At 72.9% G+C, this 24,407-nt stretch carries 20 protein-coding genes and 4 pseudogenes; 18 read left to right on the top strand and 6 right to left on the bottom strand.

What is annotated here, in order from left to right; translation table 11 throughout:
• Positions 1 to 52 precede the first annotated feature (52 nt).
• The 5 genes from IG02_RS0124405 (at position 53) to IG02_RS0124385 (ending at position 4,122) form a co-directional block, all read left to right on the top strand.
• Complete coding sequence (locus tag IG02_RS0124405; protein WP_030752027.1) at positions 53 to 493, top strand: DUF6278 family protein; 441 nt, start codon at positions 53 to 55, stop codon at positions 491 to 493.
• 232 nt (positions 494 to 725) lie between these two features.
• On the top strand, positions 726 to 1,469 hold the full coding sequence (locus tag IG02_RS0124400) for an amino acid ABC transporter ATP-binding protein (protein WP_030752024.1): 744 nt from the start codon (positions 726 to 728) through the stop codon (positions 1,467 to 1,469).
• Between the two features lie 12 nt (positions 1,470 to 1,481).
• Positions 1,482 to 2,525, top strand: a complete 1,044-nt coding sequence (locus IG02_RS0124395; RefSeq protein WP_107055695.1) for a glutamate ABC transporter substrate-binding protein — start codon at positions 1,482 to 1,484, stop codon at positions 2,523 to 2,525.
• 8 nt (positions 2,526 to 2,533) lie between these two features.
• Positions 2,534 to 3,178, top strand: a complete 645-nt coding sequence (locus tag IG02_RS0124390; RefSeq protein WP_030752018.1) for an amino acid ABC transporter permease — start codon at positions 2,534 to 2,536, stop codon at positions 3,176 to 3,178.
• Entirely contained in the window at positions 3,175 to 4,122 is a 948-nt protein-coding gene (locus tag IG02_RS0124385; RefSeq protein WP_078854776.1) for an amino acid ABC transporter permease, read from the top strand. The genes IG02_RS0124390 and IG02_RS0124385 overlap by 4 nt, the downstream gene beginning before the upstream one ends.
• A 148-nt stretch (positions 4,123 to 4,270) precedes the next feature.
• Here IG02_RS0124385 and IG02_RS0124375 read toward each other — a convergent pair whose 3' ends face one another.
• On the bottom strand, positions 4,271 to 4,963 hold the full coding sequence (locus IG02_RS0124375) for a hypothetical protein (protein ID WP_051765664.1): 693 nt from the start codon (positions 4,961 to 4,963) through the stop codon (positions 4,271 to 4,273).
• Between the two features lie 245 nt (positions 4,964 to 5,208).
• On the opposite strand from IG02_RS0124375, the gene ggt reads away from it, so the two are divergent.
• The 7 genes from ggt to IG02_RS0124340 all read left to right on the top strand — a co-directional run bounded on the left by ggt (position 5,209) and on the right by IG02_RS0124340 (position 14,285).
• Positions 5,209 to 7,023 carry a gamma-glutamyltransferase gene (gene ggt / locus IG02_RS0124370; RefSeq protein WP_030752009.1) on the top strand — a complete coding sequence of 605 codons (1,815 nt, stop codon included), beginning with the start codon at positions 5,209 to 5,211 and terminating at the stop codon, positions 7,021 to 7,023.
• Between the two features lie 201 nt (positions 7,024 to 7,224).
• Entirely contained in the window at positions 7,225 to 7,611 is a 387-nt protein-coding gene (locus IG02_RS0124365; protein WP_030752006.1) for a PPOX class F420-dependent oxidoreductase, read from the top strand.
• Between the two features lie 171 nt (positions 7,612 to 7,782).
• Positions 7,783 to 9,126: a hypothetical protein gene (locus IG02_RS0124360; RefSeq protein WP_037804121.1), complete on the top strand. Its 1,344-nt coding sequence runs from the start codon at positions 7,783 to 7,785 to the stop codon at positions 9,124 to 9,126.
• 269 nt (positions 9,127 to 9,395) lie between these two features.
• Positions 9,396 to 10,238, top strand: a complete 843-nt coding sequence (locus IG02_RS0124355) for a nitrilase-related carbon-nitrogen hydrolase (RefSeq protein ID WP_030752001.1) — start codon at positions 9,396 to 9,398, stop codon at positions 10,236 to 10,238.
• Positions 10,235 to 11,725, top strand: coding sequence for an aspartate aminotransferase family protein (locus IG02_RS0124350; protein WP_234314893.1), 1,491 nt, complete (start codon positions 10,235 to 10,237; stop codon positions 11,723 to 11,725). The genes IG02_RS0124355 and IG02_RS0124350 overlap by 4 nt, the downstream gene beginning before the upstream one ends.
• A gap of 130 nt (positions 11,726 to 11,855) precedes the next feature.
• Positions 11,856 to 13,262, top strand: a complete 1,407-nt coding sequence (gene hydA / locus IG02_RS0124345; protein WP_030751997.1) for a dihydropyrimidinase — start codon at positions 11,856 to 11,858, stop codon at positions 13,260 to 13,262.
• A gap of 21 nt (positions 13,263 to 13,283) precedes the next feature.
• Positions 13,284 to 14,285 carry a TIGR03842 family LLM class F420-dependent oxidoreductase gene (locus tag IG02_RS0124340; protein WP_030751995.1) on the top strand — a complete coding sequence of 334 codons (1,002 nt, stop codon included), beginning with the start codon at positions 13,284 to 13,286 and terminating at the stop codon, positions 14,283 to 14,285.
• A gap of 30 nt (positions 14,286 to 14,315) precedes the next feature.
• Here IG02_RS0124340 and IG02_RS0124335 read toward each other — a convergent pair whose 3' ends face one another.
• Positions 14,316 to 14,777, bottom strand: a complete 462-nt coding sequence (locus IG02_RS0124335) for a MarR family winged helix-turn-helix transcriptional regulator (RefSeq protein WP_030751993.1) — start codon at positions 14,775 to 14,777, stop codon at positions 14,316 to 14,318.
• 187 nt (positions 14,778 to 14,964) lie between these two features.
• Here IG02_RS0124335 and IG02_RS0124330 point away from each other — a divergent pair, with 187 nt between their 5' ends.
• On the top strand, positions 14,965 to 16,185 hold the full coding sequence (locus tag IG02_RS0124330; RefSeq protein ID WP_030751991.1) for a cytochrome P450: 1,221 nt from the start codon (positions 14,965 to 14,967) through the stop codon (positions 16,183 to 16,185).
• Between the two features lie 177 nt (positions 16,186 to 16,362).
• Here the strand turns inward: IG02_RS0124330 and IG02_RS41755 are convergent, their stop codons facing one another.
• Positions 16,363 to 17,802, bottom strand: a complete 1,440-nt coding sequence (locus IG02_RS41755) for a hypothetical protein (protein ID WP_030751989.1) — start codon at positions 17,800 to 17,802, stop codon at positions 16,363 to 16,365.
• Between the two features lie 655 nt (positions 17,803 to 18,457).
• Here IG02_RS41755 and IG02_RS0124320 point away from each other — a divergent pair.
• On the top strand, positions 18,458 to 19,714 hold the full coding sequence (locus IG02_RS0124320; RefSeq protein WP_037804118.1) for an MFS transporter: 1,257 nt from the start codon (positions 18,458 to 18,460) through the stop codon (positions 19,712 to 19,714).
• Positions 19,715 to 20,087: 373 nt separating this feature from the next.
• On the opposite strand, the gene IG02_RS0124315 is transcribed toward IG02_RS0124320, so the two are convergent.
• Positions 20,088 to 20,999 (bottom strand): MerR family transcriptional regulator, encoded by a 912-nt coding sequence (locus tag IG02_RS0124315; protein ID WP_030751982.1) that lies wholly within the window; start codon positions 20,997 to 20,999, stop codon positions 20,088 to 20,090.
• 138 nt (positions 21,000 to 21,137) lie between these two features.
• Between IG02_RS0124315 and IG02_RS36925 the strand changes: the two are divergent.
• Positions 21,138 to 21,945 (top strand): annotated as a pseudogene (locus tag IG02_RS36925) (leucine-rich repeat domain-containing protein).
• A gap of 89 nt (positions 21,946 to 22,034) precedes the next feature.
• Positions 22,035 to 22,526, top strand: a complete 492-nt coding sequence (locus IG02_RS0124305) for a peptidylprolyl isomerase (RefSeq protein ID WP_030751979.1) — start codon at positions 22,035 to 22,037, stop codon at positions 22,524 to 22,526.
• An 89-nt stretch (positions 22,527 to 22,615) separates the two neighbouring features.
• On the opposite strand, the pseudogene IG02_RS39790 reads toward IG02_RS0124305, so the two are convergent.
• Positions 22,616 to 23,035: pseudogene (locus tag IG02_RS39790) on the bottom strand (NAD(P)-binding domain-containing protein); the annotation flags it as partial.
• Here IG02_RS39790 and IG02_RS39785 point away from each other — a divergent pair.
• Both IG02_RS39785 and IG02_RS43090 read left to right on the top strand, forming a co-directional pair.
• Positions 23,032 to 23,298: pseudogene (locus IG02_RS39785) on the top strand (LysR substrate-binding domain-containing protein); the annotation flags it as partial. The pseudogenes IG02_RS39790 and IG02_RS39785 overlap by 4 nt on opposite strands.
• An 87-nt stretch (positions 23,299 to 23,385) precedes the next feature.
• A pseudogene (locus IG02_RS43090) lies at positions 23,386 to 23,589 on the top strand (transposase); the annotation flags it as partial.
• On the opposite strand, the gene IG02_RS0124290 reads toward IG02_RS43090, so the two are convergent.
• The gene (locus IG02_RS0124290; protein ID WP_234314892.1) at positions 23,565 to 24,407 is read right to left on the bottom strand and encodes an NAD(P)-dependent oxidoreductase; all 843 of its coding nucleotides are present in this window, start codon (positions 24,405 to 24,407) and stop codon (positions 23,565 to 23,567) included. The pseudogene IG02_RS43090 and the gene IG02_RS0124290 sit on opposite strands and share 25 nt — an antisense overlap.

Raw genomic sequence — 24,407 nt, 5'->3', positions numbered from 1 at the left:
GCGCCAGGCGTGACCCGGCGCCACTCGGACGCCGACCATCGAAAGGGCGGCCATGAACATCTCCTTCTTCCGCGGCCGGCGCGACCGGCACGGGGCCGGCTCCGGAGCACCGCGTGCGGAATCGGCGGGCGGCGAGCCGGCCGGCGTGGCCGCGCTGCTGTCCGAGTGCGAGCTGCTCCGGGCGAGGGCCGGGCAGGACGGACTCGTCCTGGACGACTCCCCGGCCTCGCTGGCGGCGCTCGACCAGCTGCCTCCGCGCTGGCGGGACGACCCCGAGGAACTGCCCTGGCTGGGCAACGACGCGGGCCTCTACCTCGGCACGGTGATCGTCCGTACCGTCCCGGGCGCCGCCTGGCACGTCTGGCCGAGCGGCCATCCGGTGGTGCGACTGGCCTCCGGACGGGAGATCGAGGTGGTCGAGGCGGGCGTCGAGTGGGCGGGCACCGGCGCGCCCGAGCTCTCCCAGGTGTACGGGGAGGCGGCGGAGCGATGAGGCACGGCACGGGCCCGAGGCGGAGGCGGCCTCGCGCCGAGGGGTGCCTTGCCCGCCGACGTGTGCCTCGCCCCGATGGCGCCTCGCGCTGAGGCGGGGCCGTGCGGTGGGGGCATGCAGAGGAGCAGTAAATACGGCTTATCCCCGCTGGTGCGTGTCGGGCGCGAAGTGCCCCGGGCCGCTGGATAGCTTGCGCTGACCTCGACACAGCCGAGAGTGGGTGGGGCAGCGCATGGCCGTCGATTCGTTGATCGAACTGCGGGGCGTCAACAAGTACTACGGGCAGTCGCACGTCCTCCAGGACATCGACCTCACGGTCAGCCGCGGGGAAGTGGTCGTGGTCATCGGTCCCTCCGGTTCGGGCAAGTCGACGCTCTGCCGCACCGTCAACCGGCTGGAGACGATCGAGTCGGGCCGGATCCTGATCGACGGCCGGCCGCTGCCCGAGGAGGGCCGGGGGCTCGCCCGGCTCCGCGCCGAGGTGGGCATGGTCTTTCAGTCCTTCAACCTCTTCGCGCACCGGACGGTGCTGGCCAACGTCTCGCTCGCCCAGATCAAGGTCCGCGGGCGCAAGAAGGAGGACGCGGACCGGCGTTCCCTGCGCCTGCTCGACCGCGTCGGGCTCGCGTCGCAGGCCGACAAGCTGCCCGCCCAGCTCTCCGGCGGTCAGCAGCAGCGCGTGGCCATCGCCCGGGCGCTGGCGATGGACCCCAAGGTCATGCTGTTCGACGAGCCGACCTCTGCCCTCGACCCTGAGATGATCAACGAGGTGCTGGAGGTCATGCGGCAGCTCGCCCGCGAGGGCATGACCATGGTCGTCGTCACCCACGAGATGGGATTCGCCCGCTCCGCCGCCAACCGCGTCGTGTTCATGGCGGACGGCCGCATCGTCGAGGACCGCACGCCGGACGACTTCTTCACCGCCCCGGAGAGCGAACGGGCCAGGGACTTCCTCTCCAAGATCCTCAAGCACTGAGGGGTGCGGCTGATGACGACCCGCTGCACGCCGGGTAAGGGACGGCGTACGCGACGCGCCTCCACGGCGCTCCGGCTCGCGCACCTGCTCCGGCTCGCGCACCTGCCCCGCCTCGCGCACCTGCCCCGGCCGGCGCGCCCGCTCGGGCCCGCGCTCCGGCGCCTGCTCACCCTGCTCGTGTCGTGTCTCGCCCTGGCCGCCGCCGGCTGCGGGAAGGCGGGCAGCCCGCCGGCGAAGGGCCCCGCACCCGGCTCCCTGCCGCACTACCGGGTCGACCACGGCTTCCGGCTGCCGGCCTCACCCACCTGGAACAGGGCCGAGCGGCGCGGCCACCTCGTCATCGGCGTCAAGGAGGACCAGCCGTACATGGAGGAGAGGGACCCCGCCACCGGAACGTACTCCGGCTTCGACATCGAGATCGCCAGGATGACCGCCGCCTCCCTCGGCTTCGACCCCGGCACCATCCAGTTCCGGACGATCGCCTCGGCCAACCGGGAGACCGCCCTGCAGAACGGCCAGGTCGACTACTACGTGGGCACCTACACCATCAACGCGAACCGCAAGAAGCTCGTCGGCTTCGCCGGTCCCTACTACATGGCGGGCCAGTCCCTCCTGGTCCGCACCGGCGAGCACGACATCCACGGGCCGCGGGACCTCGACCACAAGCGGGTGTGCTCGGCCGCCGGCTCCACCCCGTACCAGCGGATCGAGCACGACTACCCGCGCGTCCAGCTCGTCGGGTACGACACGTACTCGGCCTGCGTGGACAACCTGCTCACCTACCAGGTCGACGCCGTCACCACCGACGACACCATCCTCCAGGGCTACGCGGCCAAGGTGCCGGAGGAACTGAAGGTGGTCGGCAACCCCTTCTCCAAGGAGCCGTACGGCATCGGCGTGCCCAAGAACGACAACGCCCTGCGCCTGGCGCTGGACGACGCGCTCGCCGCCAACGAGCGCGACGGCAACTGGCAGAAGGCGTACGACGCGACCCTCGGGCTCTCCGGCCGTCCCGCCACCCCGCCCCCGCCCATCGACCGCTACCCGGCGAGCTGAGGGCCGCCATGGACGTACTCACCCAGAACTTCTCCCTCTACGCCAGGGGCTTCCTCGGCACCCTGGAGCTCACCGTCTACGCGTCGCTGCTCGCGCTGGCCCTGGGTTTCGTGATGGCCGCCTGCCGGGTCTCGCCCGTCGGGTCCCTGCGGGCGCTGGGCACCGTGTGGGTCACCGTGCTGCGCAACACCCCGCTGACCCTGCTGTTCTTCGCGGTCGTGCTCGGACTGCCGCGCTTCGGCCTCGTGCTGCCCTTCCAACTGTTCGCGGTCCTCGCGCTCGGCTGCTACACCTCGGCGTTCATCTGCGAGGTGCTGCGCTCGGGCATCAACACCGTGCCCGTCGGGCAGGGCGAGGCGGCCCGCAGCCTGGGGATGAGCTTCGGGCAGACGCTGGGCGGGATCGTCCTGCCCCAGGCGTTCCGCTCGGTCATCCCGCCCATCGGCTCGACCCTGATCGCCCTCGCCAAGAACTCGGCCATCGCGGGCGCGTTCAGCGTCACCGAGCTGCTCGGCACGTACAAGCCGCTGAACGAGATGGGTTACGGCATCGTCTGGACCTTCGTCTGGATCGCCGTCGGCTATCTGATCATCACCCTGGCCATCAGTGGCCTCTTCCACGTCCTGGAAAAGCGTTACGGAGCCGCCCGATGAGCCGGTCGAGCAGCGTGGGATCACCGACCCCTCCGAGTCCCCCGAACCGGAAGGGGCGCGCGGGCGGGACCCGTACGGCGGTCCGGGGGGACCGGCGGACGGCGCTGTACGACCTCCCGGGGCCCCTGGCCCGCCGGCGCCACCGCGCGTACGGCCTGCTGACGGCGGCGGCGCTCGCCGCGCTGCTCGGCTGGCTGGTGTACCTGCTCTTCGCCACCGGCCAGTTCACCGCCACCAAATGGGCCCCCTTCGCGTACGTGGGCATCCAGGACCTGCTGCTGCGCGGCCTCGGCAACACCCTCAAGGCGTTCGCGTACGCGGCGGTGCTCTCGCTCGCGCTCGGCGCGGTCCTCGCCTGCGGCCGGCTGTCCGACCACCGGGCGGTGCGCGTCCTCGCCACGCTCGTGGTCGAGTTCTTCCGTGCCATGCCGGTACTCGTGATGATCTTCTTCATCTTCGTGGCGCTGAAGGTGCAGCCCCTGCCCGCGCTGGTGGCGGGGCTGACGCTCTACAACGGCTCCGTGCTCGCCGAGGTGTTCCGCACCGGCGTCAACTCGGTCGAGCGCGGTCAGCGGGAGGCGGCGTACGCGCTCGGCATGCGCAAGACGCAGGTCATGACGTACGTGCTGGTGCCGCAGGCGGTACGCGCCATGCTGCCCACGATCATCAGCCAGCTGGTGGTCGCTCTGAAGGACACATCGCTCGGGTTCCTGATCACCTATGAGGAGTTCCTCCATGCCGGAAAGCTCATCGCTTCGAACCTCGACTACGATTTGCCGTTCATCCCCGTGGTGATGGTGATCTCACCGATCTACATCGGGATGTGCATGCTGCTCTCCTGGTTCGCCCACTGGCTGGCCGGGCGGCAGCGGCGCAACCCGCGGACGAGGGCCGCGGGCGCCGTCCCGGCGTCTCCCGAGACGCTGTTGCCGGGCGTGCGTTAGTCCGTCCGGTCCCTGGCACCAGGGCCGGCGGCCCCCCGGCGCGGCAGCCGGAGATCACTTCTCGTACGGCGGTACCCGCGCGGTGACGGCGGGAGCGCCGCCGGGCGGGGAGAAGGTCAGCTGCGCGCCGGGCGGGTCGTGCCCCGTCTCAGGCGGCACCGGCCACCGGGGCCGGTTCCCGGGCCGCCCGGGTCACGTCGGCGACCAGCTCCACCACGTCCGGGCCGTACGCGTGCGAGTTGACCACCTTCAGCAGCAGGCAGAACGAGTTGTCCCCGTAACGGCGGCTCAGCCGCTCGTGGTGGCGGGCCAGGTAGCGCGAGGCCGCCTGGTTGGTGATGGCGCGCTGGCCGCAGAAGAGGAACACCGGCCGCCCGCCCTCACCGGCGGTCAGCCGCGCCAGCAGCACGTACTCGACGACACCCGAGTCCACGCGGTAGACCTCGGAACCGATCCGGAAGGAGCCGCGGTCGGGACCGGACTCGGTCGTGGTGTCGACCGTGACACCGGGCAGCAGGGAAGCGAGATGGGCGGCCGTACGGCGGTTGGAGTAGGGTCCGCCGAGACAGAACTCCGTACGCTCACCGAACCCTTGGCGCGCGGTGTCGTGCCGCGCGATGTCGGCGTGCGCCCCGCAGTCCTTGATCAGCGCGGCCAGCTCCAGCAGCGCGAAGACGTCGTAGCGGTGCACCGCCCCCTCACTGGCCGACTCCCGGTTGACGACGAGCAGACATTCCGAGTGGCCCGGCAGCCCGAAGAACGCCTGCTTCCTGCGCAGCCTGCGCCGCAGCCCAGGTAGCTCCGCTACAAGGGCTTCCGGCCGCCTTGCGATCACACGCACCGGACGCCGCTCCTTGACGGGCAAACCTTGCCGGTCGCGGCACTAGTAGTGCTTCGCCGCACGGGGCCCCTCGACCGTACGAGGTGCGGGCGCCGCGACCGTACGAGGTGCGAGCCGTGCGACCGTACGGCGTGCCGCGCCGTGTCCGCACCGTCCGGCCGAACACGGGTCTCACTGCAGCCCGGTCGTGAGACATGGTTATCTTGCGCGGAACGGTTTTCCGACGGGTCCGACAGGAGGTCCCTATGCGTCGCTCGGCTGCGCGGAAGGTTTCGGCGGTGCTCGTCACCGCGGCCATGGTCTCGGTGGGCGCCGCCGCGCCACCCTCGGCCCGGCAGCCCGACCGGACGCCGGAGAAGACACCGGTGGCGGCGGGCTACGGGGGAGCGGTGGCGAGCGTCGACGCCGACGCCTCGGCCGCGGGCATCGAGGTGCTCAGGCGCGGCGGCAACGCGGTGGACGCGGCCGTGGCCACCGCCGCCGCGCTCGGGGTCACCGAGCCGTACTCCGCGGGCATCGGCGGAGGCGGCTACTTCGTCTACTACGACGCCAAGTCCCGTACGGTGCACACGATCGACGGCCGCGAGACCGCGCCCGCGTCGGCGGACAGCTCGCTCTTCCTGGAGAACGGCCGGCCGATACCGTTCGCCGAGGCGATGACCAGCGGCCGGGGCGTCGGTACCCCCGGCACGGTCGCCACCTGGGAGACGGCGCGGGCGGCCTGGGGGAGCCGGTCGCTGGGACAGCTGCTGAAACCGGCGGAGCGGCTGGCGAAGGACGGGTTCACCGTCGACGCCACGTTCCGCTCGCAGACCGAGTCCAACCAGGCGCGGTTCGCGGACTTCCCGGACACGGCGAAGCTGTTCCTGCCCGGTGGCGAGCTGCCCGTCGTGGGCTCGGTGTTCAAGAACCCCGACCTGGCGCGCACCTACGGGGAGCTGAGCCGGAAGGGCGCCGGCGCGCTGTACCGGGGCGGGCTGGCGCGGGACATCGTCCGCACGGTGCGGACGCCTCCCGTCGACCCGGCCGCGCAGCGGACCGTACGGTCCGGGGACCTGACCGAGCGGGACCTCGCCACGTACCGGACGAAGCGGCTGGCGCCGACGAAGGTGTCGTACCGCGGCCTCGACGTCTACGGCATGGCGCCGTCGTCGTCGGGCGGCACGAGTGTGGGCGAGGCGCTCAACATCCTGGAGCGCACGGACCTCTCGCGGGCGACCCAGGCGCAGTACCTGCACCGCTTCATCGAGGCCAGCCGGATCGCCTTCGCCGACCGGGGCCGCTGGGTCGGTGACCCGGCGTTCGAGGACGTCCCCGTGAAGGGGCTGCTCTCACAGCGCTTCGCCGACGCGCGCGGCTGCCTGATCAAGGACGACGCGGTGCTCAAGAGCCCGCTCGCACCGGGCGATCCGAACGACCCGACGCCGTGCGCGACGGGCGGAACGGCGGCGCCGACCACGTACGAGGGCGAGAACACCACGCATCTGACGGCCGCCGACAAGTGGGGCAACGTCGTCGCGTACACGCTGACCATAGAGTCGACGGGCGGCAGCGCGATCACCGTGCCGGGACGGGGCTTCCTGCTCAACAACGAGCTGACGGACTTCTCCTTCGCCCCGGCGAACCCGGCGGTGCACGACCCGAACCTGCCGGGCCCCGGCAAGCGGCCCCGCTCGTCCATCTCGCCGACGATCGTGCTCGACCGGCACGACCGGCCGGTCCTGGCGGTCGGCTCGCCGGGCGGCGCGACGATCATCACCACCGTGCTCCAGACCCTGACGGGCCGGCTCGACCGGGGCCTGCCGCTGGTCGACGCGATCGCGGCGCCCCGGGCGAGCCAGCGCAACACGGCGGCGACGGAGCTGGAACCCGGCCTGTGGAACAGCCCGCTGCGCGGCAAGCTCGAGGCGCTGGGGCACACGTTCACCCAGAACCCGGAGATCGGCGCGGCGACGGGTGTGCAACGCCTGCCGGACGGCCGCTGGCTGGCGGCGGCCGAGAAGGTCCGCAGGGGAGGAGGCTCGGCGATGGTGGTCCACCCCGCGGGAGGCGGACAGTAGGGTCCGTCGGTACGGGCGGGGCGGTCGCCGTCCCGCCCGCGCGCCCCTCGGATCCGTCCGGGGACGTGTCCCGGTGCTCGTTCGCGTGCTCGTCCGGGAGTCGGCCGGGGCCGGCCGGGCCCGGCGGCCGGGCCGGCCCGCCGAACCCGTCCGGGCGCCTGTCCTGGTGTCCGCGCGGGTGGGCCGCGTAGTCTCCCCTCCGTGACGACCAACCTCGAGGAAATCGGCCGCAGCCGCTACGTCAGCCTCACCACCTACCGCAAGGACGGCACGGGGGTCGCCACCCCCGTCTGGCACGCGGTCGCGGGAGGGGAGCTGTTCGTCTGGACGAACACCGACTCCTGGAAGGTGCGGCGGATCCGCGCCAACCCCCGGGTCACCGTGAGCGTGTGCGATGTGCGCGGACGCGTCAAGCCGGGCACCGAGACCGTGGAGGGCACGGCACGGCTGCTGGACGCGCCGGGCACGGAGAAGGTGCGGGGGCTCATCTCCCGCAAGTACGGCTGGCAGTTCTGGCTGGTCGACGTGCCGGCCAGGATCGTCCGGCGCGGCGGTCGTCCGCACACGGGCATCGCCGTCTCCTTCTGAGGCCCTGGTCGTCCTTGCGCCGGGGCGGCGTCCCGCCTCGGCGGAACGGCGCCGTCCGGCTCCGGCGGTGAGGTCGCCGCAGCATCGCCGAAAACCGCGCGTAGCCGCCCCGTAACACGACTGAGGTCGAATCCTTACGGACCCGGGACGGCTCACACGGTGGGAGCGGCGATGGAGGGACGGCAACTCCCGGCGGAAACAGTGGTGTTCGCGCGGTATCTGAGAGAGCTGACGGCCCGGCTCGACCCGGGCGGCGGCTGGTACGGGGTCTTCGTCCGGCGCGACCCCGACGGCCTGCGCGCCTGCCTCGACGGGGCCGACGTCCCGCCCTGGGACGTCGTGGAGTCGTTGCTCCACGACCTCACGGCCGGGGGTGACGCCCGGGCGCACGCGCGCGAGTCCGTGCGGGCGCGGGCGCTGCACACCGCCTCCGCCGCCGCGCACGACCGGCGGCCCGGGGGCGCCGAATCGCTTTCCGAGCGGCTGCGGTTGATGACCGGCGAGCGGGCGCGCGCGGCGGGCCGCGCCGAGGAGCTGATACGGCTGATGCGCGCGGCCCCCGAGGGCTCGCCCCGGGCCGAACAGCTCGCCGGTGACCTCGCCTGGGTCCGTGACGACCACGCCCGCGCCGCCGCACGCTGCGCGGAACTTCGGGAGAGGTGGGCGGCGTTGGCGACGCCGGGCCGGACCGACGGCACCGGGGCCCGTGCCCCCGTCACGCCGGGCGGCTCCGGCGAACAGACCGTCGACACCACCGCGTCCCGGAGGAACAAGCGGGACGCGGCGGCCCGGCGGCGGCCGCGCGGCGCCCGGTTCGCCGGACTCGACCTCGACGACACGGCGGAGCCGGGCATCGACGAGGCCCCGCCCGTGCCGCTCCCCGTCGCCCCCGCCGCGCCCCGTGGGGCACGCTTCGGCGGGTCGGCCGGCACGCCCGCGGAGCGGGTGCCGCGCGACCGGGCCCAGGCCCACCCGCACGCGCCCGAGGACCTGCGGGCCGCCGCCGAGACGGTCGCCACCCTGGTCCGGCTGCGCGCCGACGGCCGCACCGGGGAGGCGCACATCGTCCTGTGCGAGGCCGCCGGCCGGCCGGCGGGACAACTGCCGCCGCTCGCGGCCGAACTGCACCGGGCCGGGCTCGACGCGGACTGGTCCGAGGTGTTGTGGGAAGCCGCCTCGTTGCCACCCGTCCAACTCGCCGCCGCGGCGGGCGCGCTCGCCGGAGCCGGCCGGGACGCCGACTGCCGGCACCTGCTGCGCCAGGGAGTGTCCCGGCCCGCCGAGGAGATCGCCGGAGCGGCGCTGGCCCTGGGGGAGGCGGGCCGGGCGCGGGAGGCACGGGCGCTGCTCACCGCCTTCGTACAGGCGCGCACACCGAAGGACGCGGCGCTCGTCGCCGCGCTCGACCCGCGCACCCTGGTGCCCCAGCTGATCGACGCGGCGCGGGCCGTCTCCGTGTCCCGGGAACGCGATCTCGTGCATGCCCTGCGCATGGCGGGCATCGCCCCCGCCTGAGCCGGGCCCGCGGCCGGCCGTTCCGACACCGTTCCGGCGCCGGCCGAACGACGCCGGAACGTCCGAGGTCCGAGCGCGGCCCCTGCGCCGTATGCCCCCTGATCGCGGGCGTTTCGCCCGATGTCGACCGCTCGGGTGTGAAACGTGATCGACTCTGCGGGTTGCCGACGATGGTCTTGCCCCTGTCTGTGGCGGGGCTTACGTTCTCCTCCTACGCACGGGCTCTACGTGCGTAGCGCTCATCGACGTACCCGCCGAAGGAGCAGCCCATGGCCAGAGTCGTACGCGCCGCACTCGTCCAGGCGGCCTGGACCGGCGACACCGAATCCATGATCGCCAAACATGAGGAGCACGCCCGTGCGGCGGCCCGGCAGGGCGCGCGGGTCATCGGTTTCCAGGAGGTGTTCAACGCCCCCTATTTCTGCCAGGTGCAGGATCCGGAGCACTACCGGTGGGCGGAGCCCGTGCCGGACGGCCCGACGGTGACCAGGATGCGGGCGCTCGCCCGGGAGACCGGGATGGTGATGGTCGTCCCCGTCTTCGAGATCGAGGGGCCGGGCTTCTACTACAACACCGCGGCGGTGATCGACGCCGACGGCACCTACCTCGGCAAGTACCGCAAGCACCACATCCCCCAGCTCAAGGGATTCTGGGAGAAGTACTACTTCAAGCCCGGCAACCTCGGCTGGCCCGTCCATGACACGGCCGTCGGCCGGATCGGCGTCTACATCTGCTACGACCGCCACTTCCCCGAGGGCTGGCGGCAGCTCGGACTCAACGGCGCGCAGCTGGTCTACAACCCCTCGGCCACCTCCCGCGGCCTCTCGGGTCACCTCTGGCAGCTGGAACAGCCGGCGGCGGCCGTCGCGAACGAGTACTTCATCGCGGCGATCAACCGCGTAGGCCAGGAGGAGTACGGCGACAACGACTTCTACGGAACGAGCTACTTCGTGGACCCGCGCGGTCAGTTCGTCGGCGATGTCGCCAGCGACAAGGAGGAGGAACTCGTCGTCCGGGACCTGGACTTCGAGCTGATCGACGAGGTCCGCCGGCAGTGGGCCTTCTACCGGGACCGCCGCCCCGACGCGTACGAAGGGCTGGTACGGCCATGACGCGGCCCGTCTCCGCCGGGTCGGAGCCCGGTGCCGTGGCCGCCGACGCGACGGGAGCCTCCGCCGCGACGGGAGCCGCCAAGACGCCAGGAGCCGCCGACGCGCCAGGAGCAGCGGGCGGGACCGGGGCGGCGGGCGCGGCCGGAGCCGCGGGCGGGGCCGGGGGCGCGGGCGGGGCCGGGGGCGCGGGCGGGGCCGGAGCCGCGGGCGCCGGTCTGCACAGCCGCCACCGCGCGGTCCTCCCCGACTGGCTGGCGCTCTACTACGACCGCCCCATCGAGATCACCCACGGCGAGGGGCGCCACGTGTGGGACGCCGAGGGCAACCGTTACCTCGACTTCTTCGGCGGCATCCTCACCACGATGACCGCCCACGCCCTCCCCGAGGTCACCAAGGCCGTGAGCGAGCAGGCCGCCCGCGTCATCCACTCCTCCACGCTCTACCTCAACCGCCCCATGGTCGAACTCGCCGAGCGGATCGCCGCCCTCTCCGGCATCCCGGACGCGCGGGTCTTCTTCACCACCTCGGGCACCGAGGCGAACGACACCGCGCTGCTGCTGGCCACCGCGTACCGCGGCTCGAACCAGATCCTCGCGATGCGCAACAGCTACCACGGCCGGTCCTTCTCCACCGTCTCCGTCACCGGCAACCGCGGCTGGTCGCCCACCGCGCTGTCCCCGCTCCAGACGCTGTACGTGCACGGCGGCGTCCGGCACCGGGGCCCGTACGCGGGGCTCACCGACGAACGTTTCACCGAGGCGTGCGTCGCCGACCTGGAGGACCTGCTCGGGCACGTCCGTCCGCCCGCCGCGCTGATCGCCGAGCCGGTCCAGGGCGTCGGCGGCTTCACCGCCCCGCCGGACGGGCTGTACGCGGCCTTCCGTGAGGTCCTCGCCCGGCACGGCGTCCTGTGGATCAGCGACGAGGTGCAGACCGGCTGGGGGCGCACCGGCGACCACTTCTGGGGCTGGCAGGCGCACGACCGCAACGGCCCGCCCGACCTGCTCACCTTCGCCAAGGGCATCGGCAACGGCATGTCGATCGGCGGGGTCGTCGCCCGCGCGGAGGTCATGAACTGCCTGGACGCCAACTCCATCTCGACCTTCGGCGGCAGCCCGGTCACCATGGCGGCCGGCCTCGCCAACCTTTCGTACCTGCTGGAGCACGACCTCCAGGGCAACGCCCGCCGGGTCGGCGGACTGCTGATCGAGCGGCTGCGCGCCATCGGCGCGGGGGCGGCCGCGGTACGGGAAGTGCGCGGCCGGGGGCTGATGATCGGGATCGAGCTGGTCAGGCCCGGCTCCGGCGAAGCGGCTCCGGAGGCCGTCTCGGCCGTGCTGGAGGCGGCGCGCGGGGGCGGGCTGCTGCTCGGCAAGGGCGGCGGCCACAACACCAGCGTGCTGCGGATCGCCCCGCCGCTGTCGCTCACCGTCGCCGAGGCGGAAGAGGGCGCGTCCATCCTCGAACGGGCCCTGCACTGCGCCTGACCACCGCGCCGGATCACACGGCCTGATCCCGGGCCGGGTCGTGGCGTCCGCCCGGCCCGGCCCCTCCCCGGTCCGCTCCGGTCCCGCCCGGCCCGGTCCGGCCGACCGTACGAAAGGGAGCGCCACCACCATGAGCAGTACCCGCACCCTGATCCGTGGCGGACTCGTCATCACCGCCGCGGAGGAGACCCACGCCGACGTGCTCATCGAGGACGGCCGTATCGCGGCCCTCGCCGCGCACGGTTCCGGCGCCGCGGAGGGCTGGACCGCCGACCGCACGATCGACGCACGCGGCAAGTACGTCCTCCCGGGCGGTGTCGACGCCCATACGCACATGGAGATGCCGTTCGGCGGCACCTTCGCCGCCGACACCTTCGAGTCGGGCACCCGCGCCGCCGCCTGGGGCGGTACGACCACCATCGTGGACTTCGCCGTCCAGGCCCCGGGGCAGGCGCTGCGCGAGGGGCTGGACGCCTGGTACGCCAAGGCCGACGGCGTCTGCGCGATCGACTACGCCTTCCACATGATCATGGCGGACGTCAATGAGAGTTCGCTCAAGGAGATGGACCTCCTGGTCCAGGAGGGCATCACCTCGTTCAAGCTGTTCATGGCGTACCCGGGCGTCTTCTACAGCGACGACGGCCGCATCCTGCGCGCCATGCAGCGGGCCTCCGGCAACGGCGGGCTGATCATGATGCACGCCGAGAACGGCATCGCGATCGACGTCCTGGTCGAACAGGCCCTGGCCGCCGGCCGTACCGACCCGCGCCACCACGGCGAGGTGCGGAAGGTGCTGCTGGAGGCCGAGGCGACCCACCGGGCGATCCAGCTCGCACGGGTGGCGGACGCGCCGCTGTACGTCGTGCACGTCTCGGCCGAGGAGGCGGTCGCCGAACTGGCCGCCGCCCGCGACAAGGGTCTGCCCGTGTTCGGCGAGACGTGCCCGCAGTACCTCTTCCTGTCCACCGACAACCTCGCGGAACCGGACTTCGAGGGCGCCAAGTACGTGTGCTCCACCCCGTTGCGCCCCAAGGAGCACCAGGCGGCGCTCTGGCGCGGGCTGCGCACCGACGACCTCCAGGTCGTCTCCACGGACCACTGCCCGTTCTGCTTCGCCGGGCAGAAGGAACTGGGCCGGAGCGACTTCTCCAAGATCCCCAACGGACTGCCGGGGGTGGAGAACAGGATGGACCTGCTCCACCAGGCCGTGGTGGAGGGGAAGCTGACCCGCCGTCGCTGGATCGACATCGCCTGCGCCGCCCCCGCCCGGATGTTCGGCCTCTACCCGCGCAAGGGCACCATCGCCCCGGGCGCGGACGCCGATGTCGTCGTCTACGACCCGGACGCCGGGCAGACCCTCTCCGCCGCGACCCACCACATGGCCGTCGACTACTCGGCGTACGAGGGCAAGAAGATCACCGGGCAGGTGGAGACGGTGCTCTCCCGGGGCGAACTCGTCATCGACCGGCGGGAGTTCACCGGCAGCGCGGGACACGGCCGGTTCACCCCCCGGGCCACCTGCCAGTACCTGACCTGAGCGAACGGGAGAGACCGGACCATGGACTTCGGACTCGTTCTCCAGACGGACCCGCCCGCCTCGGCGGTCGTGGACCTCATGCGGCGCGCGGAGCGCAACGGCTTCCGCTACGGCTGGACCTTCGACTCGGCCGTGCTCTGGCAGGAGCCGTTCGTCATCTACAGCCGCGTCCTGGAACACACCACCGACCTGATCGTGGGCCCCATGGTCACCAACCCGTCCACCAGGACCTGGGAGGTGACCGCGTCCACCTTCGCCACGCTCAACGACATGTACGGCAACCGCACGGTGTGCGGCATCGGGCGCGGCGACTCCGCGATGCGGGTGATGGGCCGCAGTCCCAACACACTGGCGCGGCTGGGCGAGGCCATGGACGCCATCCGCGACCTGGCCGAGGGGCGCGAGGCGGTCGTCGACGGCCGGGCGGTCCGGCTGCCCTGGGTGCGGGAGGGGAGGCTGCCGGTGTGGATGGCCGCGTACGGACCCAGGGCGCTGGCCCTGGCGGGGGAGAAGGCCGACGGCTTCATCCTCCAGCTCGCGGACCCGTTCCTCACCGAGTGGATGGTCCGGGCGGTCCGCACGGCCGCCTCGGACGCCGGGCGCGACCCCGGCTCCGTCACCATCTGTGTCGCCGCGCCCGCCTACGTCGGCGACGACCTCGCGCACGCGCGGGAGCAGTGCCGGTGGTTCGGCGGGATGGTCGGCAACCACGTGGCCGACCTCGTGGCGCGGTACGGGGCACGGTCCCCTCTGGTGCCGGACGCGCTCACGGACTACATCGAGCGGCGCGCGGGCTACGACTACGGCCACCACGGCCGGGCGGGCAATCCGTCCGCGGACTTCGTGCCCGACGAGATCGTGGACCGGTTCTGCCTGCTGGGGCCCGCCGAGGCACACATCGAGAAGCTGACGGCGCTGCGGGCGCTGGGCGTCGACCAGTTCGCGCTCTACGACATGCACGACGCGAAGGAGGCGACGATCGACGCCTACGGAGCGCGGATCATCCCCGCGCTCACCGGGTGAGCGTCCGCCGAAGGGCGGACCGGGGGGCCCCTACGGCCGGGGCCAGGGGTGACCGGTGAGGCGTTCGATGTCCGTGTTGAACTGCTGGAGGTCCTCGATGAAGCGCCGCAGCCGCTCCGGAGACCAGTCCGCGACGACATCGGCCACGCCGGAGACGATGTGCTCGCGCTGTTCGGCGAGGCGCCTGCTGCCCTCCTCGGTGACGCGGTACTTGCGGGCCACCCCGCCCTCCGGGTCGAGCATGCGCTCCACCAGTCCCTTCCGGAGGAGGGCCGACGTCTGCCGGGTGAAGGTGGATGGGGCGAGCCCGAAGGCCTCGACGAGGTCCGGAATGGACATCGGGCCCTGAGCTTCGAGCCTGCCGAGCAGCACGTACGCGCTGCGGTCCAGAAGGTTGCCGCCGCGCGTGCCGCGGAGCGCCGTCTGCTCCCTGTGTCGCACCAGGATCAGCAACTCCTGCTCGATGTGTCGCGCCGCCGCTCGGGCATCCACGCCGCTCTCCTCCGTCTCAGCACGCCGATGTCGCCCCACCCTAAGGCCAGGAATGCGCCATCCGGCGAGAGTGCATCATGCACCCTTGATGCATGATGCACAGCGCCGGTAGCGTGCGCGGCGTGACATTCCGGCCCGTGCGAGCCGGGAGCGAGCAGCGCCGACTCACCGCGCGAGGAGATGCCAGATGGCTGACAACGACCAGATCCTGCGACTGCCGATGCCCGGCCCCACCCCGCTGGAGCCGCCCGCCGAATGGGAGGGGCTGCGCCGGCGGTGTCCGGTCGCGGACGTCGAACTCCCCAGCGGGGACAGGGCGAAGTTCCTGTCCCGCTACGACGACGTCAGGGCCATCCTGTCCGACCCCCGGTTCGCCCGCCCGACCGCGGCCGACGAGGGCGCCGCCCGGATCGCCCCCGAGGGCGCGGGCGGTCCCGCCGCCGACGGTGACAGCTCACTGGCCATCCCCCAGACCGGCGAACCGCACCAGCGGTGGCGCCGCCGGGTGAGCAAGTACTTCACCGCCAAACGGATGGCCCAGCTGCGTCCCGCCATGACGCGGACGGCGGAAGCCCTCATCGACGACATGGTCGCCCAGGGACAGCCGGGCGACCTCAAGGCGGCGCTCGGCTTTCCGCTGCCCGTCTACGTCATCTGCGACATCCTCGGAGTCCCCGCGGAGGACCGGGACCGCTTCTCGCACTGGTCCGACGCCTTCCTCAACGTCACCCGTCTCTCGGGCGAGCAGAGCGCGGCGTCCCAGGCCGAGTTCACCGCGTACATGTCCGCGCACATCGCCGCCACGCGCGCCGAACCGGGCGAGGACCTGATCAGCATGCTGATCAAGGAGACCGGGACGGACGGCGCGGGCATGTCCGACGCGGAGCTGCTGACCACCGCCATGGGCCTGCTGGTGGCCGGTCACGAGACCACCGCGAACATGATCGGCAAGATGACCGCCATGCTGCTCGCCGACCGCGGGCGGTGGGAGCGCCTGCTGGAGGATCCGTCCCTGGTGCGCGGCGCGGTCGAGGAGGCCCTGCGCCTCGACGCCAACCTCGGCTTCGGCCTGCGGCGCTACCTCACCGAGGACGTCGAGGTCGCGGGCGAGGTGTTGCCGAGCGGCACCACCGTCGTGTGCGGCATGCCGTCCGCCAACCGTGACGAGCGGGCCTTCGACGACCCGGACGACATGGTGCTCACCCGGACCCCGAACCCGCATCTGACCTTCGGCGCGGGGCCGCACTCCTGCCTGGGACAGGCGCTGGCCCGCACCGAACTCCAGGTCGTCCTCGAGGTCATGCTCCGCAAACTGCCGGGCCTCCGCCTGGCCGTGCCCGTCGAGGAACTGCCGCGCGTCGAAGGTCTCCTCGTCGGCGGGCTGACGGCGGTACCCGTGCGGTGGTGAACCGAGCCGACGGATCCCCCCCGATGACCGCGGGCCCGGGGAACGTGCCCGTGGCGCCCCCTCCCCGGACCTTTCCCCGGTCCTCTCCCCAAACCTCGGGTCGAGCGGCGAGGCGCCGGCTGTCGGCAGCAGCACGCACCGGACCCGTACGGTCCGGTACGTTCCGGACGCCCGGCGTCAGGCGGTGTCGCCGCGGAGGCTCGCGGCCCGCCGCTGGACCGCGAGCAGAGCGCCTTCCCTGTGCCCCGGCACCTGGCGGCGCAGCTCGGTGAGCGCCGGAGCCAGCGAGCCGGCCGCCGCCGGCTCGCGCAGCTGCTCCCACTGGTGGTGGGCGCGGTCGACGGCGGCGACGACGTCGTCGTCCTCCGGGCGCTGACCGGCCGCGAGCCGGGCCTCGGCGGCGGCCATCCACCACGCACAGCTGCGGGCCGGGTCCCGGGCGAGGCGGGCGAGGTCCGCGCGCACCTCCAGCCAGTGGACCGCTTCCGCCGAGCCGGGGCCGTGCAGGCGGATCGCCTCGCTCTCCCACAGGGCCACGATCGACGCGGCCTCGGTGTACCGGCCGGCCCGGGCGGCGGCCAGGATCGCCGGATGCGGGTCGTCCGGGCCTGGTTCGTGCGCAGGTGGCTCGTGGGGAGGCTGTTCGTACGGACGCGGCTCGTGCCCAGGCTGTTCGTCCGCGGGCGCCTCGGTCGTGCGGGCGCCGGCTACGGGTGCGCCGTCCTGGGGCGTTCCGGTCCGGGGCGTTACGGTTCGGGACGCCCCGGACCGGGGTGCCCCGGACACAGGGGCCGGGGGCACGGGCACGGGTGACTCGATCTCGTGGTCCTCGGCCCGGAACGCCGCCGCCTCCGCGGCGGGCACGCTCTCGCCGGTGTGCGTCGCGGTGCCCGGATACGGCGCCGGTGCCGGCTCATGGAACCCGGGCGGGGCGCCGTGCCCGGCCCCGGCGCCGTACCCCGGCACCACCGCGGGCGGCGAGGCATCGACCGCCAGGAACACCGCGCCCTCCACCGCCGCGCGCGCGGCGGCCTGCTCGTGCAGGTGAGCGAGGGACGGTCGCGCCCCGCTGCGCCATATCGCCGCCCATGCCGTCACATAGGCGGGAGCGGCGACCGTACGACGCGGCGGTGGCTGCACGCGCCCGTAGAGGCGCGTGCCGTACCCCACGGCGAGCCCTTCGACGCCGAGCAGCTGCCAGGCGTCCGCGTCGGCCACCAGGTCGACGACCACGGTGGTGGTGCCCGGCCGGCGCAGCTTCAGCTCGCTGGTCAGCCAGTGCCAGGGCAGCCCCGTGTAACGCAGCGTTTTCGGCGTCGTACGGGCCAGCGCGAGGTGCATCAGGCGCTGCTTGTGGTCCAGGTGCAGTTGCCCCGTGATGTAGAGGGACAGCGGCCCATTCGTCGCCGCCGCGGCGCGTATGCGCGTCAGGACGGTCTGCGGGGCCGCCGGATCGGCGAGTTCGATCACCGTGGCGGCGGCCGTCCCCGTCAGCGCGCTCGGGGCCACGGCCGCGAGCGGCGGCAGCGCCGACGCCGCGTCGATGAGACAGCCTTTGCCCGCCGGGGCCGCCGCGAGCAGCAACGCGGTCCCCGCCTCCATGTCCCCTTCGGTCATCACCACCCCAGAACAATAATTCTCCGGCGAGGCCCGCCGTTCACCGCGTCGGCCCGAGGGGCGCGCCCTGATCCTCCGCGGTCCCTGTGCCCGGACCGGGCCGTCCACGATGAGCACCTTCCGGGGCCACTTCCGGCGGCCGTCGCCGGGGACCGTCTCCTGTGAGCAAGGACACTCGGGGACCGAACTCCCAAGAAGGGCAAGGAATGTGAGACCCGCCGACCCCGGTACGGCGTGGCCCTCGGCGGCAGGGATCTCTCGCCCTCGGCCGGGTCTGTGACGATGTGACACCGTCGCGCCCGGGCGGGCCCCGTCCCGCACGGACCGCCCCGGCCGGCAGTCGCCCCTGTCGGTGGTGCGGCGCCGGGCACACCGCCGTGCCCGACGTCCCGCCGATCCGCTTCCCCGAGCCTGCCGGGCTCTTCACGAAGTCTCCGCCGCCGTGCCTTCACCCGCGCCCGTATCCCCACCCGCGTCCCCGTCCGGACCCGGGCCCGCCTCCGGGCCCGCCCCCGCCCCTCTCCCGGCCTCTCCGGCGGAGAAGGCCGTACCACCCGGCCGCCGTCCGACGGCCGCGGTTCGCTCCCTCGTCGCCCGCCGTCGGCCGGCGGGCGGGGAGGACCGCGCGCCGTGGCGCTCGTTGCGCCACCGCGGCATGCGCTGGTGGTCGGCCGCCAACCTCGTCTCCAACGCGGGCACGTGGATGCAGCTCACCGTGCAGAACCTGCTGGTCCTCCAGGTCACCGGCTCCGCGACGGCCACCGGCCTGTCACTGGCCGTACAGGCGGCGCCCGGTCTGCTGCTGGGGGCGGCGGGCGGCGCGGCCGTCGACCGCTGGCCCCGCAAGGCCACCGCCGCGGTCAGCCAGGCGGTCCTCGGCCTCGTCGCCTTCACGACCGCCGCGCTCGTGGCGTTCGACCAGATCAACTACGGGTCGCTGATGGTCCTGGCCGCGGTCACCGGCCTGATCGCCACGGTGGACGGCCCCGCCTGCGCCCTGCTCGGAAACGACCTGGTGCCCGCCGAGGACGTACCCTCCGCCATCGCGGTCGGCTCCCTGGTGCACAGTGTGGGGCGGCTGGGCGGCACGGCCCTGGCCGGTCTGGCCGTCGGCTTTCTCGGCACGCAGGCGGCCTACGCGGCCAACGGGCTGTCCTTCCTGTTCGTCGCCGCGGTCATCCCCTTTCTCCGGCCCGCCCGCGCGACGTCCCCCGGCCCCTCCGGCCGGGCGCACGCGCCGTCGGACCCGTCGGCCGGGCCCGTGAGCGCCCCGGAAGTGTCGATCGGTCCCCGCACGCGGGACGGGCTGAGGTTCTTCCTGAGCCGGCCGCGACTGGTGGCCCTGACCGCGGTCACCGGACTGAGCGCCGTCTTCGGCCGGAACTACGGGCTGACCCTGGCGGTGCTCGTCACGGGGCCGCTGGGCGCGGGTGCCGCCGCCTTCGGCACCGTCTCCTCCGTACTCGCCGTCGGCGGCATGCTCGGCGCGGTCCTCGCCGCGCGGCTGCGCGCTCCCTCGGTCACGCTCGTCGCCGCCCTGGCGGCCACGGGCGCGCTGCTCCAGGTCTTCGCGGGGCTGTCCCCGACACTGGCCGTGCTGCTCGCCCTGGTGCTGCCGATGGCGGTGGTGGAATCGGTCTCCGACACGGCGGGGAACACGGTGCTGCAGACCGATCCACCGGCGGCTCTGCGAGGCAGGGTCCTGGGAGTGTGGCGCAGCGCCGGCACGCTCTGGGGGTTGGTGGGGCCACCGTTGCTCGGTCTGCTGCTGGAGGTGGCGGGGGCCCGCGGGGCCCTGGTGATCGGCGGACTGATCATCGTGGGCGCCGTGGGCGCGGGAGGCGTGCTGCGCGTACGCGGCCCCGTCGGCCGGGCGGCCCCCGCCTCGGCGCCCTGCCGCTCCCCGGCCTGACTCCGGGACCGCCGCCCGCTCCGTCCATGGGCGGCGGGGCGGCGGTGGAAGCTGTCGTCCGGGCCGTCCGTTCCGTCAGCGCCGCGTTCGTGGACGTACCACCGTCGGCGGGACCGGCTGACGCCGGCGGCCGGCCGTGGGCCGGGGCCTTCGCCCGGGCCCGACCTGGTCCTGGGCGGCCGCGCGGTGATGGGGCGGGGCCTGCCGGAAGAGCGCCGGGTCGCGGACGAGGCCCCGGAACCCGAAGCGGGCAGCGGCCGGGCCGGTACTCGGCTCCGCTCGCCGGGGAGGTCGGCCCCAGGCGGCTGTCCTGGCCGCGGAACGCCGGATCAGCGCCTCGCGGCCGTGAACGACCGGGGCCCGGCCCGGCTGGTCAGGCCTGACCCCCGGCGCGAAGGGCCCGCGCCAGCCACGTCAGCTCCTCGGTCGCGTCGGGCCATGAGTTCTGCCCGCGCACGCGGGCGACGAGCCTGCGGTAGCGCTCCGCCCCTGCCTCGATGCCGGCCTCCAGACTGCGCAGCACGGCGGCCCGGTCGGCGTCGCCGAACAGTTCGGACAGCACCTCGGCCGCCTCCGGCCCCTCGGGAGCGAATCCGCGTTCTCTGGCCTCCGCGACGGTCAGCACGACCTGCCTGGCCCACCAGATGGACGCCCCGGGCGGACGGGCCTGCCCCGGTACGGGCGTGTTGAGCTCCAGCCACGTGCGCAATCGGGTGCGGAAGCCGGGGTCCCGCACCAGTTCGGCCAGTTCGATCCAGGCGTCGACCTGCTCAGGTGCGGGATCATCGGGCAGTTCGACGCTGAACGTACGCATGCGGTCACGCAGGTGCGAATCGACGCCGAGACCGCCGAACACCTCCTTCTTGAACTCGTCGATGATCTGCTCACGTTCGGCGGCGGAAAGCCGCGCCAACCGGTTCATCAGTGCTGTCTCCTCAGCGGTGGAACCACGTTTCGCCACGGTGGACAGGACGGCCCGGCTCACTTTGAGCGAGCGGATCCGCGCGTCGAGCGCGGCCACGTGCGCGTCGGCGACCTCGGCGACCGTGGCCCGGCCGCTCAGGACCCGGCACACGTCGTCGAGCCCGAGGCCCAGCTCCCGCAGGGTGCGGACCAGCTCGACGCGGGCCACGGACCCGGCGTCGTACAGCCGGTAGCCGCTCGCGGAGCGGGCCACGGGCGGTACCGCTCCCTCGTCCGACCAGAAGCGCAGGGTACGCACCGGAAGTCCGGTGCGGTGCGCGAGCCGGCCGATGGTGAGCAGGTCGGGGCGTTCGTCGTCCATGGGCGAGATCCTGGACCCTCCAGCCACTGGAAACTCAAGCGCCTTGAGCGCCCCGTCCGCGAGTTCTCCCGTTCGCCCCTGGTAGAACTGCTGTGCGCACAGCGCCCGTTGGCACGTCGTACGCCAGGAGCAGCCCGGATGAAAACCCAGGGCGACCACCTTCAGGAGCTGTACGGTCTCCCCGCCTTCACCTTTCCCCGCCCGGCGAGACGGCGAGGCTGCCCGAGCCCGACGCCGTGGCCTGGCGGATCGGCCACGAGAGGTGGTCGTGCCGAGAGGTGTGGGAGGACACCTTCGGCCGGTTCCGCGGTGCGCGCGGGAGATGACGTGGACGCCATCGAGTGGGGAGGAGACGGCGAGGCGCGCGATGTCGTCCTCGGGCTGAGGTTTCCCGCACTGCGTCACGACTCGCTGCGCAGGCTGGTCGTGGAGAGCAGTGGTCTGTCGGCCCACGTCGTGCGCGGCGTGGGGGGCGAGCGAACTGCCCGCCCTGGTCCACCTCGAACTGTGGCTGGGCCGCTCGGACGACGGTGGGGACTGCGAGGTGGCCGATCCGGAGCCGATTCTGTCCGGTGCCCGGTTGCCCCGGCTGCGGCGCCTGGCCCTGCGCAACAGCGAGATCCAGGACGAGGTCGCCGCCGCCGCGGCGTCCGCCCCGGTGGTCGCCCGGCTCGACGTGCTCGACCTGTCCATGGGCGTCCTGAGTGACGACGGCGCGGCCACGCTCCTCGACGGCAGGCCGCTGACCCACCTCAAGAAGCTGGACCTGCATCATCACTTCCTCAGCGAGCCCTTCCAGGACCGCATACGCCAAGCGCTCGAACCCGCGGGCGTCGAGGTGGACCTCGACCAGGACTGCGTCCTGGACATCAACGGCCTCCGTCTGCCCGGCAAACGGTACGAACTCCGCGAGCCCGACATCTGTGTCGGACCGGACAGTTACTGAGGGGGTGACTCCTCGGCGAGCCGCGTGAGGGCGTGTGCGAGGTGGCCGAAAGTAGTCGTTTTCCGGAGGGCAGGGAGGATCATGTGGCCATGGCGAGCAATGTGTATTTCGATGTGACGGCCGACGGCCAGCCCCTCGGGCGGATCGTGTTCAAGCTGTTCGACGACGTGGTGCCCAAGACGGCGAAGAATTTCCGGGAGCTGGCCACGGGGGAGCACGGTTTCGGCTATGCGAGGTCGCCCTTCCACCGGGTCATCCCCGGCTTCATGCTCCAAGGCGGCGACTTCACCAAGGGCAACGGCACCGGCGGCAAGAGCATTTACGGTGAGAGGTTCGCGGACGAGAACTTCCAGCTGAAGCACGACAGGCCCTTCCTGCTCAGCATGGCCAACGCGGGGAAGAACACCAACGGCTCGCAGTTCTTCATCACCACCGTCGTCACCTCCTGGCTGGACGGGGCCCACGTCGTGTTCGGCGAGGTCGTGGAGGGCACAGACGTCGTCAAGGCGGTCGAGAAGCTCGGCAGCTCGTCGGGCAAGACCTCGAAGAAGATCGTCGTTTCGGCCAGCGGGACGGTGTGACACCGGGCCGGACGGCACAGCCGGGGCGGCAGCAGTCGTCCTTCGACAGGAACGACCGGGCGGGCCGGGCGGCCGGTCGGTGGCCCGACGGGCCGGCCGGTGCCACACCGCCCGCCGAGCCCACCGAGTTCGAGGACGTCGAGCACCAGGTCGCGGGGCAGGCCCAGGGCGTCGGCTTGCCGCAGTGAGTCCCGCAGCGCGCGGACGGCCCCGGCGAGGCTGTTGTTGGCGATCAGCTTGAGCGCGGCGGCGGTGGCGGCGTCATCGACGCGCAGCACCGTGCCCAGTGCTTCCGGAACAGATCGGGCTCGATCGAGCGCGTCCTGGTCAGCGGCGGCGAGAATCCGCAGGGCGCCGACGGCGACAGCCGGCACGGAGCCGAGCACCGGCGCGTGGATGTAGGACCGGCCGATTCGCCGGACCGGCCTTGTTGCCTCGGCCGGGGCGATGGTGCTGGTGTTCAGGACGGTCGTGTCCGTTCGTAGCGAGTCGTGGACCTCGTCGAGGACTGCCCGAGGACCCACGGCTCGAACGCCGCTTCCTCGGGCTGGACGACATGGTCGTCGCCCTGCCCGAGGGCCATCCGCAGGCCGGTCGCGGCCCGCTGTACATGCGGACGCCCGCCGACCGGATCTGGGTCGAGGACAACGACGGCTCGGCAGCGCTGCTGCGCCGGCACGCCGCCCGCGCCGGAGCCACCGCCCGCATCGACCTCACCGCGGCCGGTCTGCTCGGCAAGATCGCCCTGGTCGCCACCGGCCACGCCATCGCCAGCGGTGTCCAGCACACCGAAAGCGAGTACGGACGCGCTGTCCGCCTCGGCGTCGCTCAGGCCAGGCTGCTGTGCCAGGGTCCGCAAGGCAAGACCCGCTGGGTCGTGGAACGGACCTTCGCCTGGCTCCACCAGTTCAAACGCCTGCGCATCCGCTACGAGACACGCGCCGACCTCCACCTTGGCCCGGCCGCGGCGACCGAGACCGCCGCCCTGCGCCGAGCCCGCGCCGAGAAGGCAGGAACGCTGCCCTACAAGAAGGTGCCTCAGTCGTTGGGTAGAACGGCATGACCAACGAAACGGAGACGGACATGACGGATCAGGTGGACCCCTGGGACGACCCCGACCACCCCTGGAACAAAACGAATCCGGAGCCCGAACCGCCTTGTGGTGGCTGCACCGACTGCCAGCAGGCACGGCCCATGTTCGATCTCGTTTTTGACGGTGCCGACCGCCTGTGGCAGCGCTACCAGGATCCCGCCCAGTTCTCCTCCACCGCCAACGGCAGCGGGCTGCACCGGACGACCTGTGGGCATATCCGTCTCGCCGGGCTTTTCGGTGCCGGCCTCGGCGGCCCGCACGGGGCCACCGGCGGGCTTGTCGGTCAGGGCGACGGCACGGGCCAGGGTCCAGTCGATGCCGGACGAGGCGCGGACGACCTGGTCGACGCCGGTGTGGTCCTCGAAGCCTGCCTTGATGTTCGACAGCTTGATGAACGCCTTGACCAGCGGGTTGAGCCGGGCCCAGTCGTCGCCCGCGCCCTGCGTAGACGTCAGCACGATGCGGCGGATGCCCTGCTCGCCCATGACGGTGAGAGTGTGGCGGGCGGCGTCGGTCATGAACATCGGCGGGCTGACCGGCTTGGCCCACGGGTTGTCGGAGGCGCGGGCGTTGGCCAGCGCGCTGATCACCGCCTCGGTGCCTTCGGCGGCCCGGCGGATGGCGTCGATGTTCGCAGGGGTGCCCTGGATCAGCTCGACGCCGGCCGGTGCCCGCACCTTGTCGGGGTTGCGGACAAGGGCGCGGACGCGGTGGCCGCGCTGGGTCGCGTACTCCAGCACGTGGGCGCCGGTGCGGCCGCTGCCGCCGAAGACCAGGAGGTTACTCAT

The sequence above is a fragment of the Streptomyces sp. NRRL F-5135 genome (assembly GCF_000719775.1).
In the GTDB taxonomy this organism is placed as follows: Bacteria; Actinomycetota; Actinomycetes; order Streptomycetales; family Streptomycetaceae; genus Streptomyces; species Streptomyces hebeiensis.
The sequence above is the reverse complement of the archived record's forward strand: the minus strand, read 5'-3'. Positions and strand labels throughout refer to the sequence as shown.

Bases quoted from the DNA above. Each gene is read 5' to 3' on its own strand.
- IG02_RS0124405 (WP_030752027.1), top strand. From the start codon at position 53: ATGAACATCTCCTTCTTCCGCGGCCGGCGCGACCGGCACGGGGCCGGC.
- IG02_RS0124400 (WP_030752024.1), top strand. From the start codon at position 726: ATGGCCGTCGATTCGTTGATCGAACTGCGGGGCGTCAACAAGTACTAC.
- IG02_RS0124395 (WP_107055695.1), top strand. From the start codon at position 1,482: ATGACGACCCGCTGCACGCCGGGTAAGGGACGGCGTACGCGACGCGCC.
- IG02_RS0124390 (WP_030752018.1), top strand. From the start codon at position 2,534: ATGGACGTACTCACCCAGAACTTCTCCCTCTACGCCAGGGGCTTCCTC.
- IG02_RS0124385 (WP_078854776.1), top strand. From the start codon at position 3,175: ATGAGCCGGTCGAGCAGCGTGGGATCACCGACCCCTCCGAGTCCCCCG.
- ggt (WP_030752009.1), top strand. From the start codon at position 5,209: ATGCGTCGCTCGGCTGCGCGGAAGGTTTCGGCGGTGCTCGTCACCGCG.
- IG02_RS0124360 (WP_037804121.1), top strand. From the start codon at position 7,783: ATGGAGGGACGGCAACTCCCGGCGGAAACAGTGGTGTTCGCGCGGTAT.
- IG02_RS0124355 (WP_030752001.1), top strand. From the start codon at position 9,396: ATGGCCAGAGTCGTACGCGCCGCACTCGTCCAGGCGGCCTGGACCGGC.
- IG02_RS0124350 (WP_234314893.1), top strand. From the start codon at position 10,235: ATGACGCGGCCCGTCTCCGCCGGGTCGGAGCCCGGTGCCGTGGCCGCC.
- hydA (WP_030751997.1), top strand. From the start codon at position 11,856: ATGAGCAGTACCCGCACCCTGATCCGTGGCGGACTCGTCATCACCGCC.
- IG02_RS0124340 (WP_030751995.1), top strand. From the start codon at position 13,284: ATGGACTTCGGACTCGTTCTCCAGACGGACCCGCCCGCCTCGGCGGTC.
- IG02_RS0124330 (WP_030751991.1), top strand. From the start codon at position 14,965: ATGGCTGACAACGACCAGATCCTGCGACTGCCGATGCCCGGCCCCACC.
- IG02_RS41755 (WP_030751989.1), bottom strand. From the start codon at position 17,802: ATGACCGAAGGGGACATGGAGGCGGGGACCGCGTTGCTGCTCGCGGCG.
- IG02_RS0124320 (WP_037804118.1), top strand. From the start codon at position 18,458: ATGCGCTGGTGGTCGGCCGCCAACCTCGTCTCCAACGCGGGCACGTGG.
- IG02_RS0124315 (WP_030751982.1), bottom strand. From the start codon at position 20,999: ATGGACGACGAACGCCCCGACCTGCTCACCATCGGCCGGCTCGCGCAC.
- IG02_RS0124305 (WP_030751979.1), top strand. From the start codon at position 22,035: ATGGCGAGCAATGTGTATTTCGATGTGACGGCCGACGGCCAGCCCCTC.
- IG02_RS0124290 (WP_234314892.1), bottom strand. From the start codon at position 24,407: ATGAGTAACCTCCTGGTCTTCGGCGGCAGCGGCCGCACCGGCGCCCAC.